Here is a 15202-nt window from a genome sequence, read left to right as displayed (position 1 = left end):
GCAATCTCGTGCGCTCGCCTTAGCGATATCCCATCTCGGGATCGAGCCGCACCTTGCTTCGCACAAACATCCCGCTTCCGCGGGCAATCTCTTCTTCCTGCTCGTTGTACAGCACTGACTCCGCCAGAAACGACGATCCGCCGCCGCTCACCACCTTGCCCACTGAGCGAACCACACCCGCCGCGACGGGCGCCAGCATGTACAAATTAAAGTTGCTGGTAAGAACAAAGCGGTCTTCCACCAGCGAGCTCACGGCAAAAAAAGCAGCGTCATCCAGGCTCTTGAAATAGACGGCTCCGTGAGCTGCTTTGGCAGCGTGGAAAAACCGGCTGTCCACGTGGACTTTGATTTCGGCCATCCCTCGCCCTATCTGGATCGCGGGCTTAAAGAACTCGTTGATTGGAGCGGCCAGATACATGCGCTCCAGCTTGCGGTAATGATCCACATTTTCCACGACCGTCATCTGAGTTGCAGCCACTATAGGTTCATCCACACTGATTTCAGTTCGGTGTAATGTTCAATCGCGTGCATGCCCAGCTCGCGCCCAAAGCCTGACTGTTTATAGCCACCAAATGGCATTGATGCATCCATCACGCCATAGGTGTTAATCCAAACTGTACCGGCCTTTAACCGGCGCGAGAGCTGGTGCGCTTTCTTGATGTCATTCGTCCAGACTGCGGCAGCCAGGCCATAGACATTTTTGTTGGCCAATTCCGCCACCTGCTCAATGTCATCGAACGTGAGCGTAGCCAGCACCGGGCCAAAAATTTCTTCCTGCGCGATCTTCATATCGTTGTTCACTCCACCGAAGATCGTCGGCTCAATGAAGTAGCCGTGATCGCCATTGACCTGCGCGCGCTTGCCTCCGGCCAGGAGCTTTGCGCCTTCATTCTTGCCCGCTTCGATGTAGCCGAGCACAGTCTGCATCTGCTTTTCGCTGACGATGGCGCCCAGTCTTGTCTTAGGATCCAGCGGATCGCCAAGCCTGATCTTCTTTGACGACTCAACGAGCTTAGTCACAAATTCGTCTTCGGCTTTCTTCTCGATGAACAAGCGTGAACCGGCGCAGCATACTTCGCCTTTGCCGTAGAAAATGCCATTCAGCGCGCCTTTCACGGCAGAGTCCATTTGTGAATCGGCAAAAACAATGTTTGGTGACTTGCCGCCCAGCTCCAGCGTCACGCGCTTTAGTGTGTCAGCTGAACTGCGCATGATCTCTTTGCCCACGGACGTCGATCCGGTAAATGCAATCTTGTCCACCCCCGGATGCCTTACCAGCGCAGCGCCAGTCTCCGGTCCGCCGGTAACAATGTTCAGCACGCCGGCAGGCAGTCCGGCTTCCAGCGCGAGTTCGCCGAAGCGTAGGGCTGTGAGCGGCGTTTGCTCCGCAGGTTTCAAAATCACGCAATTGCCGCAGGCCAACGCCGGCCCGAGCTTCCAACTGGCCAGCAGCAGCGGAAAATTCCATGCGACAATCGCACCTACCACACCAACAGGATCGCGCAGCGTGTAAGTGAACGCGTTGCTGAAGGTGTTGACGGTCTCGCCATGAATTTTGGTGGCCCATCCCGCGTAGTAGCGGAAAACGTCAGCCACCATCGGCATGTCCACGTAGCGCGACTCAAAGATCGGCTTGCCGTTGTTCAGCGTCTCCAGTTCGGCCAGCTCTTCAATATTTTTTTCAATCAGGTCGGCGATGCGCCACAGCACCTTGCCGCGCTCGCTGGCAGACATCTTGCGCCACGGGCTGTTCACGTCGTCAAACGCCTTGCGCGCCGCCGCGACGGCCTGGTCAACGCCGCTGGCGCCGCCTTCAGCCACTTGCGTGAGCACCTCGCCTGTTGCGGGGTTGAAGGTGTCAAACGACTTTCCTGAACCGTCCGACCATTTGCCGTCGATAAGCAGCTTGCCGGGAGAAACTTTTGCTTTAGTTGCTGTAATCATGATTTTTCAATCCCGAGCGAAGCGAGGAATCGCTACCCTCGCTTTGCTCTCAAGGTCATTGATTAAGACTCAACAGTTTGGTCGCAATCGAACAGGATTGCTTCCGTCAACCAGCGAGGAATCTCATAGGGACCCCTCGATACGCTCGGGATGTTAGCGAGCCTTAAACGTCGCCGGCCGCTTCTCTACATACGCAGCCAGGCCCTCTTTGGCGTCGTCACTCGCGAACAAGCGCTGTTGCAGCTCGCGCTCAATGGCCAACGCTGACTCCATCGGGACTTCCCAACCACTCTGCACAGAGCGCTTAATATTGCCCACGGCCTTCGCGGCTTTGTTTGGCGGCGTGAACTGGCGCGCGTATTCCATGATGTTTTCCATGAAGCCGTCGCGCTCGTAAATGTCGTTGATGATGCCCATCTCCTTCGCTTCTTCAAAAGTAAAAGTGTTGCCCGTGACCATCAGCTCAATGGCTTTGCTTTTGCCCACGATGCGGCTCAGTCGTTGTGTGCCGCCGGTTCCGGGCAGGACACCGAGATTGATTTCCGGCAAACCGATCTTGCCTGCGTCCTTACGCGCAATGCGGATATCGGCCGCCATGGCAATTTCCAGTCCACCGCCCACGCAGTGGCCGTTGATCGCCGCGATCACCAGCTTGGGCGTGTGCTCCAGACGAAGCAGCATTTCATTGGCATGCAGGCAGAAATAATATTTAAACGTCGGATCGACCGAGGAAAGCATCTTGATATTGGCGCCGGCGGAAAAGAATTTGTCGCCCGCTCCGGTGAGCAGCAGCACATAAACGTCATTGTCCATGCGGGCTTTCAGGATGCATTCATCCAGTTGCCGGTTCATTTCGTAGGTATAAGTATTCGCCGGCGGATCGCAAAGCTCGATCACCGCTATTCCGTCTTCAACGCGATAGTTCACCAGGGTCTTGGTTTCCGTTGCTGTGGTTGTCGCCATGGTTCAAAAGCTCCTTATGAATTTCGAATCTTTGATTTCGTGAGGACGCCGTCAGGCGTTGGTCTTTGCGATTTTGCGTTTGGGTTTGCCGGGGTTGAGCACGCCGCGCAAAAACAGGTTGCTCATTTCCTCGGCCATGGCTCCGGCGTCCAAATCCACGCGCGGGTTATGCCAGGTGTAAATCCAGTTGATCATGCCAAAGAGGCCCAGCACGGCCAGCCGCCCGGAAAATTGTAGTCCTTTTTCCCGCCGCAGATCTTCCAGCAGGTCCAGGCAGATTTTGTAGTATTCGCGCTTGATGGCCCTGATCTCAGCGCCGCGGCCATTCTTGAGCGTTTCATCCTCATGTGTCAGGACTTTCATGGCTTCTTTGTTCGCCAGAAAGTATTCAAGATGATTTTCAATGAAGATGCGAACGCGCTCTTCCGCATCCCTTGATTCCTTTAGCCGTTCCTGCAACCGCTCGATAATCGTGCGGAACGTATGTTTCTGAATCAGGTAAAGCAGGTCTTCTTTGGACTCAAAATAATGATAAAGACCAGCCAGAGACATACCGGCGGCGCGGGAAAGATCACGCATGGACGCGCCCTCATAGCCTTTTTCGCAAAAGATGTGTGCGGCGTGATCCAGCAATTTGGCCAGCCTGCGATCAAAGCGGGAATCCGCTGCCTCTTCACCGCCTGTAAGGACAATTCGTCCCTTGCGGCCCTCTATGGCCTCGCCAGACAAGCGGGTTTCCATGTTTTGCAGTGCCATAGATTCAGGTTACCGAACGTTCGTTCGATTCTTAATTATCGCTTGCAGGTTGCCGCCAGGTCAAATCCAGCACCACTCCACAATCCCCCCTTTGCTGGTTCTCCGTATTGGGCACTTGAATTGCGCATTCCCAGTGCGGTTGGCAAGAGGAAACTATAAGGCCCTGAGGATCCATGTGCTTGCATTTGCAGGCTTTAGCAGTGGCTCCGAGGGGTGAGGTGCCCGAATGAAGAAACTTTGTTTACCACGGAAGATGCAAACAATTGCATACAGCCTTTTGTTTTGCACATTCCTGGCTGGTTGCGGTACCGGTGCGCTCCGGCAGGAATCAACTTCAGTTCCACCTCAAGCTACCCAGAACGCTACCGTGACGCAACTGCGCGTGGGTGATGCGCCGGCAGACCAGGTGTTCTCTTTTGAAGTAACCATCGCCAATCCCATCAGCCTGATTCCAGTGGGCGGCGGCAGCCCTTCCACGATCGCAGTCAACATGAATCGGCTGGAACTGAGCCATACCGCGGGAAAGATGCAGCCTCTGGCCGTAATGCCGTTGAAACCGGGCAGCTATGCCGCCGCGGATATCTCAATCCAGAGCCCTTTGCTCACGTATGCCAAGACTTTGCTCACTCCCGCGCCTGTCACGTTGATTGACCGGGTTAACGGTGCGGACCAAACGGTGCGGATAAACTTTAATCCGCCGCTGGTAGTTGGTAATGATCCCGTTGTGCTCAATCTTGATATAAACCTGGCGGCCGCTCTGGTGACTGATGGCACGGGAAACATAAGCGGCACCAACTTTACTCAATCTTCATTCAACTTCAGCGTGCAGCCCGTCGGAATCCAGGGCCGGCAACAGGATGATGATGGAGAATTTGAAGACGAGACCGGAAAAGTCGTTGAAGTTTCCTCCAGTGGATTTGTATTGCAGACTGGACAAAGCGGCTCGCGTCTGCCATTCACGGTGGATGGCACCACCTCGCTTCCCAATGGACTTCGCCTGGCCGACCTTCAGAACCGGATCGTCCAGATTGACGGCTTCACTCGCTCCGACGGAACGCTCTTCGCGCAGCAGGTTGAAGCGCTCGGAGGACAGAACGCTTCTCAGGTGGAAGGCACCATTACAACGGTCGGCAGCTTCAACATTTCCTCTTTGCTGGAATTTTCCGTGCAAGATGGAACCGGTACCGGCTTCAGCAGCGCCCAGATCGGCCAGGATTTCCTGGTGGACATCTCTTCCCTTCCAGCCGCCGCCTTTGCCACAGATTCTGGCGATTGTGACATGTCAGGGCTTGCCTCGCCCGCCATCAATTTTCCTTTCGATTCAACCCATCTGAAAGCAGGACAGCGGATTGAAATCATTACCGAAAGCGGCGTGAGTACCAGTCAGCCAATCGTCCCGATTCAGGCAAGGCTGCAACAGCAAGCCGTCAGCGGGACCGTATCAAATTTCGTTGCCTTGCCGGGTGGCGCTTCAACTTTTGACCTGCTACTTCCCGCCGATTCCTACGTAACTCTGCTCTCAGGCGAAACGACCGTCCATGTTTTCTCGCAGCCAAAAACTGACAATCGTGCCTCCAATGCAGCTAATGGCAGTGCTATCCGCGTGCGCGGGCCGCTTTTTTGGACGGGAACGCAGTTCAACATGGTGGCGCGCCGGATTACCCAGTAACCCAAAGAGTTAGGCGCGCGGACAGGCTCGATTAGACGGCTTTCCTTCCGCACTCAAAGGCGAGGGTTGGCCTCTTGCTGACCACCCATTTGTAATGGCCATTAGCGCAAACAAAACAATTGCCTATCTTGTTTTAGTCCCCGGTCCCGTTGCTGATTTGTCACGGCTTTGCAATCTTTTGCGCATTCCAAAGCCGTCAAAAAAGTTGTTCCGCGCAGGCAGTGTTGCTTGTCCTATCACCAGACCCGAAAAATTCAAAACTTTCGACGGCGGACTGAGAAACCCGAATCTAGCAGCTTGGTCCCCTCCAGGAGAGATACTAATGAAAACGCAGAATTACAAGAACATACTCAGCCCGGTGGCCAAGTTAACCTCCATCTTTATGTTGGCAATGCTGATCGCTCTGGCCTCAGGCTGCGGCGGAGGCGGATCATCGCTCGCCTCCAACCCCAGTCCCACACCAACCCCCGGCGGCGTAGGGGCCAACTCGGCACAAGTCCGTTTTGGCGATGCGCCTGCCGACAGCGTAATTGCCTTTGAAGTGTCCGTTTCGTCATTGTCGCTCACACCAGCCGGTGGCGGCGCCCCGGTTTCGGTGGCAGTCCCGGCCAGCAACCGGATTGAACTGACGCACGCTTCAGGAAAATTTGAGCCCTTCACGACAGGCAGCTTGCCCCAGGGCACGTTCTCTGCGGCAAACCTCACTTTGGCGAATTCTGAACTCACATTTCTCACCGCCGCAGGCACCGCAGTGCACATCAATGGCCCAGCCAGCGCGTCCATTACCGTTCCGCTGAGCCCGAACCTCGCGATCGGCAGCAGCCCGCTCGTCTTGAATATTGACGTGAACGTGGGCGCCTCGATCACCACAGCCGCCGGCGTAGTGAACGGAATCGCGTTCACCTCGTCCTCATTCAACATCACTGCCAAAGCCCCCGGAGTTGCCGGCAATCAGCAGGATGATGACGGAGAAATTGAAGACGTACAAGGAACAGTGACTGCCGTGAACGGTTCCAGCTTCACTTTCAAGGTCGGGCAGACCGGTTCGTCGATGACTTTCAACACTGACGGCACCACGCAGTTCAAAGATGGCGTCACCAGCGTCGCCAGCTTGCTCAACCAGGTTGTGACCGTGGAAGGCTTCACCCGCGCCGACGGCAGCTTGTTCGCCAAGGAAATTGAAGGACTGGAAAGCAATACCGGAGCAGAAGTTGAAGGCCTGATCACCGCAATCAGCGGCACCACGCTCACCGTGAATGCAAATGACGGCATCGGCAACGGCATGGACGACACCAAGATCGGCGTCGACTTCAGCGTGAACATCGCCGGCCTAAGCGCCAGCAAGTTCCGCGTAAAAGCCGGCAACGGTTTCGGCGGCGGCCTGCCCAGCGCCACCTTCCCCTTTGACGCAACGACCATCCACCAGGGTCAGCGGATTGAAGTTGACACCAACGCGGCTGTGCCACCGGCCAATGGCGCCATCAGCCCGGACAAGATCAACCTGCAGCAGCAGGGAGTCTCCGGAACGGTTGCGAACAAGGCAGCCAGCACCTTTGACATCAACTTGGCAACGGATTCGGCCCTGAGAATCATCTCTGGACAGACCGTAGTCCACGTGACCACGAACGCTTCAACCGACAGCCGCGTCACAGTGGCCAACGGTGGCAGCGTTCAGGTACGCGGTCTGCTCTTCTGGAACGGAACTTCATGGCAGATGATCGCCCGCCGCATCCGCTAAACAACAGCTCAGCACGCTCCTCAACTGGCCGCATCCTTAAAGGGTGCGGCCGCTTTTATTTTGGACAGCAATTGATCGTTGCTATGAGCTGTGTGGGAATGTGCGTGAGATGGGAGTTCGCCAAAACTTGGGCGCACGAGAACGCTCTGATCATGGGCGAGTGTCGCCCCTGATCATGCGTGAAGCAATCATTTTGAGAGTGAAATTGAAATCAGCGCAGCAGACCTTTCCATTCAAGCTTGCTGCGCTCCGGAGTCTTTTACCAGCGAGGTTCGCGGGGCTGGCGCGCATGGCCGGAATAATCGTCCCTGCCGCCTCCGCCGCGACCACCACGATCCACTTTTGGCCGCGCTTCATTCACGGTCAACGCCCGACCGCCGGAATCCTTGCCGTTCAGAGCGGCAATGGCCTTTTCCGCTTCGTCGTTGTTCGGCATTTCCACGAAACCAAAGCCGCGTGATCGTCCAGTGGCACGGTCGGTTACGACCGTCGCACTGTCAACAGCTCCGAACGGCGCAAACAGAGACCGCAGCTCGTCTTCGGAAAGGCTGAAGGAAAAGTTACCTACAAAAATCTTCTTCATGGAAGTCCTTTTTTACTAACGTTCAAGATGGTTCTCAGCAGAAATAGGCAGGCACTAACAGGCGACGTGTCTATCAGAGTCGAGGACGAGGAAATCATAGCAGGTAAACTGGCCGCAACTCCACTGGTACTATGTACAGTCCGATATCAGACATTAGAAAACACAAATCTTTCTAATATCGCGCAATCCAGCTGTTCAGCCTTCCTGACCTGTTACCGGCAAGGCAGGAGACATCCTGAATTGCCTGGCGGCAATCTTATCTCTGTTATTTCCAAATTATCCCGCCCCGACGAGGAAACTTATGCCACATTTTGTTAGAGATATACAGGAGATTCGCCAGCGCGCCATTCACAAGATGGAAGACGGCGCCGTAACCGAAAGCTATAAAGGCGACGTAAACAAAACCATTGAAATCCTGAATGAAGCCCTGGCCACGGAGATTGTCTGCGTGCTGCGCTACATGCACCATTACTTTATGGCCACTGGCGTCCACGCCAAGAGTGTGGCGGATGAATTCAAGGAGCACGCGGATGACGAACGCGAACACGCCGACTCGCTCGCGGAACGTATCCAGCAACTGGGCGGCAAGCCCAATTTCGATCCCAAAGGCCTGCTGGAGCGCTCGGTTTCACAGTATGTTGAAGGTGAGACCCTGGCGGAGATGATTCGTGAAGACCTGATCGCTGAGCGCATGGTGATTGAGGTTTACCAGGAAATGGTCCGCTACTTCGGGACCAATGATCCCACCACTCGCATCCTGGTGGAAGAGCTGCTGCGCAAAGAAGAAGAGCACGCCAGCGATCTTTCCGATCTGCTGTATATTGCCAATCCTGAAACCGGCCAGTCTGAAGGCCAGGATCCCGGCACCGATCCCTTGAAGCGCGAAGAGAGCGGCAAAACGCGCGAACGTACCGATGAAGAATTAAAGAAGGGCCGAAAACCGGCAGCGTAAGACAAAGCAATTAGCACTCGGCAATCAGCCCAAACTCACCGCAAAGGGCGCCAAGGACGCAAAACTAGAAGAAATCTACCAAATCTTCTTTGCGAGCTTTGCGTCCGTTGCGGTGAAATTGTCTGAGCCTTATAGCTGAGCACTGAATGCTGATTACTGAGTGCTAACCCCCAGCTGCGTCAGCATAAACGCATAATCAAACGCAATTTCTTTCAGGTGGTCATACCGTCCGGACGAACCGCCATGTCCGGCGGCCATATTCGTCTTTAGCAGCAGCACATTCTTGTCCGTCTTGAGCGTGCGCAGCTTGGCCACGTATTTTGCCGGCTCCCAGTACATCACCTGGCTATCGTTGAATGACGTCTTCACCAATATGGCGGGATACGCTCCCTTTTTCAGATTGTCATACGGCGAATACTTCACCATGTAATCGTAAGCCGGCTTTTCATTGGGATTGCCCCACTCCTCGTACTCGCCCACGGTGAGCGGCAATGAAGCGTCCAGCATCGTATTCATTACATCGACAAACGGCACATGCGAAACCACGGCCTTGAACAGATCAGGACGCAGGTTCGTGACAGCGCCCATCAACAATCCACCCGCCGATCCGCCTTCGATGGCGATCTTGTCATGCGCGCCATATTTATTTGCCACCAGGTATTCCGTGCAGGCGATGAAGTCAGTGAATGTGTTCATCTTGTTCATCATCCGGCCCGCATCATGCCAGGGCTTGCCCATATCGCCGCCGCCGCGGATATGCGCAAACGCCATCACAACGCCGCGGTCCAGCAGCGAGAGACGGGTCGACCCGAACGCAACGGGAAGAATGATGCCATACGAGCCGTACGCGTAGACATAAAGCGGATTGGAACCGTCAGCCTTCTTGAGGTCCTTGCGATATACAAGCGATATCGGGACTTTAACGCCATCTTTGGCCGTGGCCCATACGCGTTCCGACTGGTATTTCGCCGGATCGTAACCGCCGGGCACTTCAGTCTGCTTCAGCAGCGTGGACGTATGCTTTTCAACGTCGTAATCAAATACTGATGCAGGCGTGACCAATGACTGGTAAGCGTAGCGCAGCTTGTTGGTCTTGTATTCGCGGTTGGTCTGAACAGAAGCCGTGTACACCGGCTCGGGATAAGTGATGCGCTGCTTGCTGGTGTCGGCAAACTTTACAATCGTGAGCTGCGGCAGCCCGTTCTCGCGTTCCACCAGCGTGTAAAAGTCCTCAAAGACTTCAATGTCGTTCAGCATCACATCGGGCCGCGTGGGAACAATTTCTTTCCAGTTCTCTTTTCCCGGAGCGCTCACCGGCGTTGACACCAGCCGGTAAGTCCGGCCTTTGTCATTGACGCGGATCAAAAACTGGTCGGCGTGATGGTCCGGGTAATACTCAACGTCCTGCTGGCGCGGAGCTATCAGCTTCCACTCACCTTTGGGATCTGACGCATCCAGATATCGCGCTTCAGACGTGGTGTGGCTGCCGATCTGTAGGAAAATATATTTGTCGCTGCGTGATTTTCCTGCGTTTACCGTGAACCGCTCGTCTTTTTCTTCATAGACCAGGTCGTCCTTACCTGCTGCGGCCCCAAGCTCATGCCGGTAAAGCTGGTATTGGCGCTTGGTCTTGTCATCTTCCACCGTATAAAAGAGCGTCTTGTTGTCATTGGCCCAGGCCACCGACCCAACTTTGTCGGCAATAACATCAGAATCCTTGCCCGTGCGCAGATCACGGACCCGCAGCTTGTATTGGCGAAAGCCGGTGTTATCCGTTGAGTAAGCCAGAAGATTGCCGTCATCGCTCATTTCATAGGCGCCCAAGGACATGAAAGGCTGCCCTTTGGCCAATTCGTTCTGGTCCAGCGTAATCTCTTCCGCTGCTTCCAGGTTCCCCTTCTTGCGACAATAAATCTGGTACTGCTTCCCTTTTTCCCAGCGCGAATAATAAAAATATCCGCCGTCTTTATATGGCACGTTCACATCAGTCTCTTTGATGTGGCTCACCATCTCGTCATAAAGCTTTTGCTGGAGCGCCGCTGTGGGCTTCATTACGCCTTCTGCGTAAGCGTTCTCCGCGTTCAGATACTGCGCTACCTCTGGGTTCGACTTGTCGCGCAGCCAGCGGTAATCGTCCACCAGCTTGCCGCCGTTGATATCGTTTTCCGTATGGATGGATTTCGCCACGGGAGGCGGAGGAGGCGCCGGCGTATTGGCCGTGCTGGCGGTTTTATCTTCTGCGTTCAGGAATGTACTCATGAGGAAACAAAGGACAACCACTGATTTTTTCATAAATCCGCCTTTTGCGTGAGGAATGCGGGATTGGCGGATTATAGCAACTTTACCTGCCCAGCCGACATGCTTACACCTGGGCGGGGTCATTAGGAATCGCACTGTGCTTGCTATTTGCGATTAGCGCTTCCAACTTTGCCCTCATATCTGGAAGCACTGTTTTTTCTGGTGTTTCTGCTAGCCATAGCGCGGCCAAATCCAACCGCTGGCGATGTGTTGCTTGAAGATGCGCTGCGTAAATAGTCAACATCTCACGCAGTTGTGAAGGGGCATTGCCGGATGCAACCAAGGCAGCCTCGAGCAATTCAGAAGCTTTTGCGCATTCTTTCCCAGCAATTGCAAGATACCCAAGTAAATGAGCCTGAACAGTTTCAACCGAGTTGTCACGAATGGCACATGCACTTTTCAGAGAAGCCGAATCTAACGATTCCATAGCAACCCCATGTTTTATCTGCTCCGCAATGCTAAACAACGCGAAATATCGTGCGCTTCGTTTGGGATTAAACAACAGCATCCACAGCCGTTGACCATCGTTGACATGTCCAGGGACTTGAATCGGAAGGAGATTCCCCAGGCCCATATAAATCGATACCGCGATAAACGAAGCAGAAATGAATGATTGATCTGACCATAATCTAATTACCAGCCACGCCGATAAAAGATTGGCTGACGGTCCGGCAAGAATCATTGCAAATGAGCGTCTGCGAAGGTGCTCCGAACGGATCGGAATCATTTTTGCCCAGCCCAGAGAAGGATCTTCCATGTTGTGGTAGCGCGATACCTTAAATCCCTTGTCGATCTTGAAGCGCCCAAAGCGAAATGACTCACAACGAAAGCCTGCTGCCAACCCTGCCACAAGATGACCGCATTCGTGGATCGCGATAGATAGAGAGCAGGCTAAAGCGATCCCGTACAAGGTCGCGAATAAACGCAGTGTCCCCCACTGGTCTGACATCATCAGCATGAAATTTCCAGCCGCCCATGCCAGAAATTTCTTCATGAAGGGCAGTGGCAAGAAAAATATGATTGGAAGCGTGCAACTAAGAATCAAGCCAATCCACACCTCGACCATACTCATGCCACGTGGACTGGGCATGGGTTTTACCCGATCCAATATTGGAGTCGAGGGTGGATAAGATTGAACCGGAGCTGCACTCACGCGGCGCAGTTTAGCACGAATGGCAGAGGCTATGCAGAGTCGGATAGTCCCGGTAACGCATCCAGCTATCCATCGTCGCCAGCACCTCTCTAAAACTCCAGTACTGGCCTCTTCGCCGCCGTATCAAAGGCCGTCACATGGGGCATGCGATGTTGGAAGAACTGGACGGCTATGGGAGCCGATTGCGTTCCATCTTTGCGGACTACCACCAACTGAGCGTCCTGATCAGAAACTCCAGGATTAGCTCCCAGCGTTGCGAAGATGCTGCTGTCACTCCAATCGCTTACCTGCAATGGCCAGGGGCTGCTTGTATCGTGGTTCAGGATCAGCCTGACTTCGCCCGCCTCCGACCCGAAGCTGCAGCCGTTAATAATGACTGACGCCAGCGGTTCCACCTCAAATTGTCTGCTGACTGACTTTAACTGGAGGTCGTTCGTAAACGCCTGGAATTCAGAAGTGTTCCCCGCGATGAGCGGATGGTCACAAAAAATGAAATTCGTGATGAACTGCTGCGCCTCATTCAGATGCGGCACGTTGGGATTTGCCATCCTCTGCAACTTAAGTTGAGTTGCGAACACACTCTGCCAGCCGCCGGCCTGCTGCAATGCGGCAAAACGCTCTTTGAGTTGCTGATTGTGCTGTTCTATCTCCCCGCGGCGCTGTTCATTCAATTCCTCAGCCATCTTTTTCAAATCAGCCGGAGGCAGCGCGCGATTGGCATTCAGGCTCTCCGGGATCGGCTGCGATACCGGCTTTCCTGATGCCATGGTGGCGGGTTCCCCTGTATTTGCGGATCGAATACAACCGGGGAGGAAAACGATCCGTGAACAGATCTTCCGTAAGCAGATCTTCTATATAAGCAGATCTGTATAAGCAGATCTGTGGGCTCAAGGCAGAATTTATCTGATAGATGGAGTGTTAGAAAGAAGATTTTGGGTGGGAAGAGTATCCGCAGGCCAGCGAAAACCGGCCGAAAGTGCTGAGCGGGGATAGAGCGATTGTAATGTCGCTAATGCGAGACGGCTTTTTGCGCCCATTCAGGCCGCAAAATTTACTTCTTCATTGCAGTCTGTGCGGCGCTCTGCGGTGTAGCCTCAACTGGGCTGGCGGCGTTCTGCAAACGGTTTGTTTCTGTCACGCCTGAAGGGCTCAGGATCACCATCTTGGACCGGCCTTCACGTCCGCCGGGAAGAAAGATCATCTTGTGCGCGGGATCATACGCGATGCTGTAACCCTTCACGTCCGTAGGCAGTTCGTGGTCCACCACATTGCGATTGAGATCGATGGCCAGCACGGAGCCATCGCCAGCCGCGGCATAGAGCAGATTGCCGCCCGGATCGAGTACCAGCGCGTCCGTTCCGCCCGGGGCAGGGATGCGCGCTAGTTCAGCGCCGGTATCGGCGTTGAGAGCAAGAACGGCATAGCGCACGGCAACATAAAGCCGGCGGCGCTGCTCATCGAGCGCCAGTCCCGTGGGTTCTGAAGCGACAACTTTGTAGCGGCCAATAATCTTGTTGCTGTGATCAATGGACGCGATCTGCCCAAGGTCCTGCAAGGTCAGGAGCAAAATCTGGCGAGCACCGTCATACAGCATGTCCTGCGGCAGCGCGTTCAGCTCCAGCACGTGCGTTTCCGCCGAAAGGCGAAGATCGATAATGCTCAGCGTGCGGTCCAGCACACTGGTGGCATAAAGAGTTTTTGTCTGCGGCACCCATAAAAGCTTTTCCGGGCGATGCTGCACCGGTATCACTTTTTCCACGCTCCAGTTGCGCGTGTCCACCACGGCGATGCTGTTGTTGCCGGCCAGCGCCACGTACATGGTGCCGGAATCGTTGTCCACGGTGATTCCGCGCGGATCGCTGATCTGCGAGATACGGGCGACAATGCGGCGCTTTACCGGACTGAAAACTTCAATGGTATTTGTCCCCGGACGGGTAATTACGACCTGGCCATTGGCCATGGTGACCTGGCTAAAGCCCGGGCTTCCCGGCAGATCGATCAGCGCCACCTGGCGCAACTTGGCCGCCAGCCCAAACATGGAGCCGCTTAGCAACGTGACTAAAAGAATAAACTTGATATTCCGCATAGGGGGACAGGGACCTGCCGTAAAGGTGGTTGGATGCAAGTAGCTGGTGTTCTGATGCCCGAAGAGCATTTGGCAATTGGCAGTTAGCAATTGGCCTGATTATCGTCGGGAATCAGGAATTTGCCGCAACGGACGCAAAAGCATTTGGAACGATCTACCTTCGCGTCCTTCGCGCCCTCTGCGGTGAATAGGTTTGACCAATTGCCAGTTGCCAATTGCTATTTGCTGATTTCCCTTGCGCCTGACCTTACGTCATACCCCACTATGCCCTGGAGGGCAGATTGATGTACCGGGTAAGCGATTTTGCCGACAAAGCGGGAGTAACGGTGCGGACATTGCACCATTACGACCGTCTGGGGCTGCTCAAGCCCAGCGGACGCACGGAAGCCGGCTATCGCCTGTATGGCGATGGCGACTTTGCGCGACTGCAGCAGATCGTTACGCTCAAGTTCATCGGCCTGCCGCTCAGGCAAATCAAGGACCTGCTCGATGGGAGCGACCTGGACCTGGCAGCGACTCTCCGGCTGCAACGCCGGCTGCTGCTGGAAAAACGTCTGCAACTGGAGGCCGCCATTCAGGCCATTGAAGAAGCGGAACGTTCGCTTAAGTCCAACCGCGCCCCCGATCTGGCGGCCTTGAAAAAAATCATTGAGGTAATGGAAAGGCAAAACGCCATGGAATGGACAAAAAAATATTACAGCGAAGAAGCGCAGGCAAAAATCGCGGAGCGCGCAAAAACCTTTACTCCGGAAATGCAGGCCAAGGTCGCGCAGGATTGGAATGACCTGATCCGCGACATTGAATCAGCCATCACCAGCCATGAGGATCCGGGCAGCGCCAACGCACGCAAGCTGGCGGAGCGCTGGTCAAGCTTTGCTCGCGGCTTTACCGGCGGCGATCCTGAAGTGCAGAAAGGCCTGAACAAGCTCTACGCTGATCCGGGAGGCTGGCCCGCCAGCTTTAAGAAGCCATGGAGCGACGATGTGGAGGCATTTATCAAGAAGGCCATGGCCGCGCATAAAGTTTCAGGCACGTAAGCGCGGAAGCCGGGGAAATCAGG

At 54.7% G+C, this 15202-nt stretch carries 13 protein-coding genes; 4 read left to right on the top strand and 9 right to left on the bottom strand.

Annotation, left to right across the window (positions count from 1 at the left end; genetic code table 11):
- Positions 1 to 19 precede the first annotated feature (19 nt).
- The 4 genes from LAO76_06530 to LAO76_06515 form a co-directional block, all read right to left on the bottom strand.
- The gene (locus LAO76_06530; GenBank protein ID MBZ5490569.1) at positions 20 to 463 is read right to left on the bottom strand and encodes a PaaI family thioesterase; all 444 of its coding nucleotides are present in this window, start codon (positions 461 to 463) and stop codon (positions 20 to 22) included.
- A gap of 14 nt (positions 464 to 477) precedes the next feature.
- Positions 478 to 1944 (bottom strand): aldehyde dehydrogenase family protein, encoded by a 1467-nt coding sequence (locus tag LAO76_06525; protein MBZ5490568.1) that lies wholly within the window; start codon positions 1942 to 1944, stop codon positions 478 to 480.
- A 153-nt stretch (positions 1945 to 2097) separates the two neighbouring features.
- A complete protein-coding gene (locus LAO76_06520) occupies positions 2098 to 2907 on the bottom strand; it encodes an enoyl-CoA hydratase/isomerase family protein (GenBank protein MBZ5490567.1) in 810 nt (269 codons plus the stop codon).
- A 51-nt stretch (positions 2908 to 2958) separates the two neighbouring features.
- Entirely contained in the window at positions 2959 to 3663 is a 705-nt protein-coding gene (locus LAO76_06515) for a TetR/AcrR family transcriptional regulator (protein ID MBZ5490566.1), read from the bottom strand.
- 226 nt (positions 3664 to 3889) lie between these two features.
- Here LAO76_06515 and LAO76_06510 point away from each other — a divergent pair, with 226 nt between their 5' ends.
- Both LAO76_06510 and LAO76_06505 read left to right on the top strand, forming a co-directional pair.
- A complete protein-coding gene (locus tag LAO76_06510; protein ID MBZ5490565.1) occupies positions 3890 to 5332 on the top strand; it encodes a DUF5666 domain-containing protein in 1443 nt (480 codons plus the stop codon).
- A gap of 322 nt (positions 5333 to 5654) precedes the next feature.
- On the top strand, positions 5655 to 7070 hold the full coding sequence (locus LAO76_06505; GenBank protein MBZ5490564.1) for a DUF5666 domain-containing protein: 1416 nt from the start codon (positions 5655 to 5657) through the stop codon (positions 7068 to 7070).
- A gap of 259 nt (positions 7071 to 7329) precedes the next feature.
- Here the strand turns inward: LAO76_06505 and LAO76_06500 are convergent, their stop codons facing one another.
- Entirely contained in the window at positions 7330 to 7653 is a 324-nt protein-coding gene (locus tag LAO76_06500) for an RNA-binding protein (protein ID MBZ5490563.1), read from the bottom strand.
- Positions 7654 to 7954: 301 nt separating this feature from the next.
- Between LAO76_06500 and LAO76_06495 the strand changes: the two genes are divergently transcribed.
- Complete coding sequence (locus LAO76_06495; protein MBZ5490562.1) at positions 7955 to 8605, top strand: bacterioferritin; 651 nt, start codon at positions 7955 to 7957, stop codon at positions 8603 to 8605.
- A gap of 153 nt (positions 8606 to 8758) precedes the next feature.
- Here LAO76_06495 and LAO76_06490 read toward each other — a convergent pair whose 3' ends face one another.
- The 4 genes from LAO76_06490 to LAO76_06475 form a co-directional block, all read right to left on the bottom strand.
- Positions 8759 to 10897 carry a S9 family peptidase gene (locus LAO76_06490; GenBank protein MBZ5490561.1) on the bottom strand — a complete coding sequence of 713 codons (2139 nt, stop codon included), beginning with the start codon at positions 10895 to 10897 and terminating at the stop codon, positions 8759 to 8761.
- 70 nt (positions 10898 to 10967) lie between these two features.
- A complete protein-coding gene (locus LAO76_06485) occupies positions 10968 to 11993 on the bottom strand; it encodes a hypothetical protein (protein MBZ5490560.1) in 1026 nt (341 codons plus the stop codon).
- 152 nt (positions 11994 to 12145) lie between these two features.
- On the bottom strand, positions 12146 to 12823 hold the full coding sequence (locus LAO76_06480; protein MBZ5490559.1) for a hypothetical protein: 678 nt from the start codon (positions 12821 to 12823) through the stop codon (positions 12146 to 12148).
- Between the two features lie 284 nt (positions 12824 to 13107).
- A complete protein-coding gene (locus LAO76_06475) occupies positions 13108 to 14142 on the bottom strand; it encodes a YncE family protein (protein ID MBZ5490558.1) in 1035 nt (344 codons plus the stop codon).
- A gap of 284 nt (positions 14143 to 14426) precedes the next feature.
- Between LAO76_06475 and LAO76_06470 the strand changes: the two genes are divergently transcribed.
- Positions 14427 to 15179, top strand: a complete 753-nt coding sequence (locus LAO76_06470) for a MerR family transcriptional regulator (GenBank protein MBZ5490557.1) — start codon at positions 14427 to 14429, stop codon at positions 15177 to 15179.
- Positions 15180 to 15202 lie beyond the last annotated feature (23 nt).

The organism is Terriglobia bacterium (assembly GCA_020072645.1).
In the GTDB taxonomy this organism is placed as follows: domain Bacteria; phylum Acidobacteriota; class Terriglobia; order Terriglobales; family Acidobacteriaceae; genus Angelobacter.
Note: the sequence above shows the minus strand (reverse complement) of the source record. Positions and strands in the feature narration are given on the sequence as shown.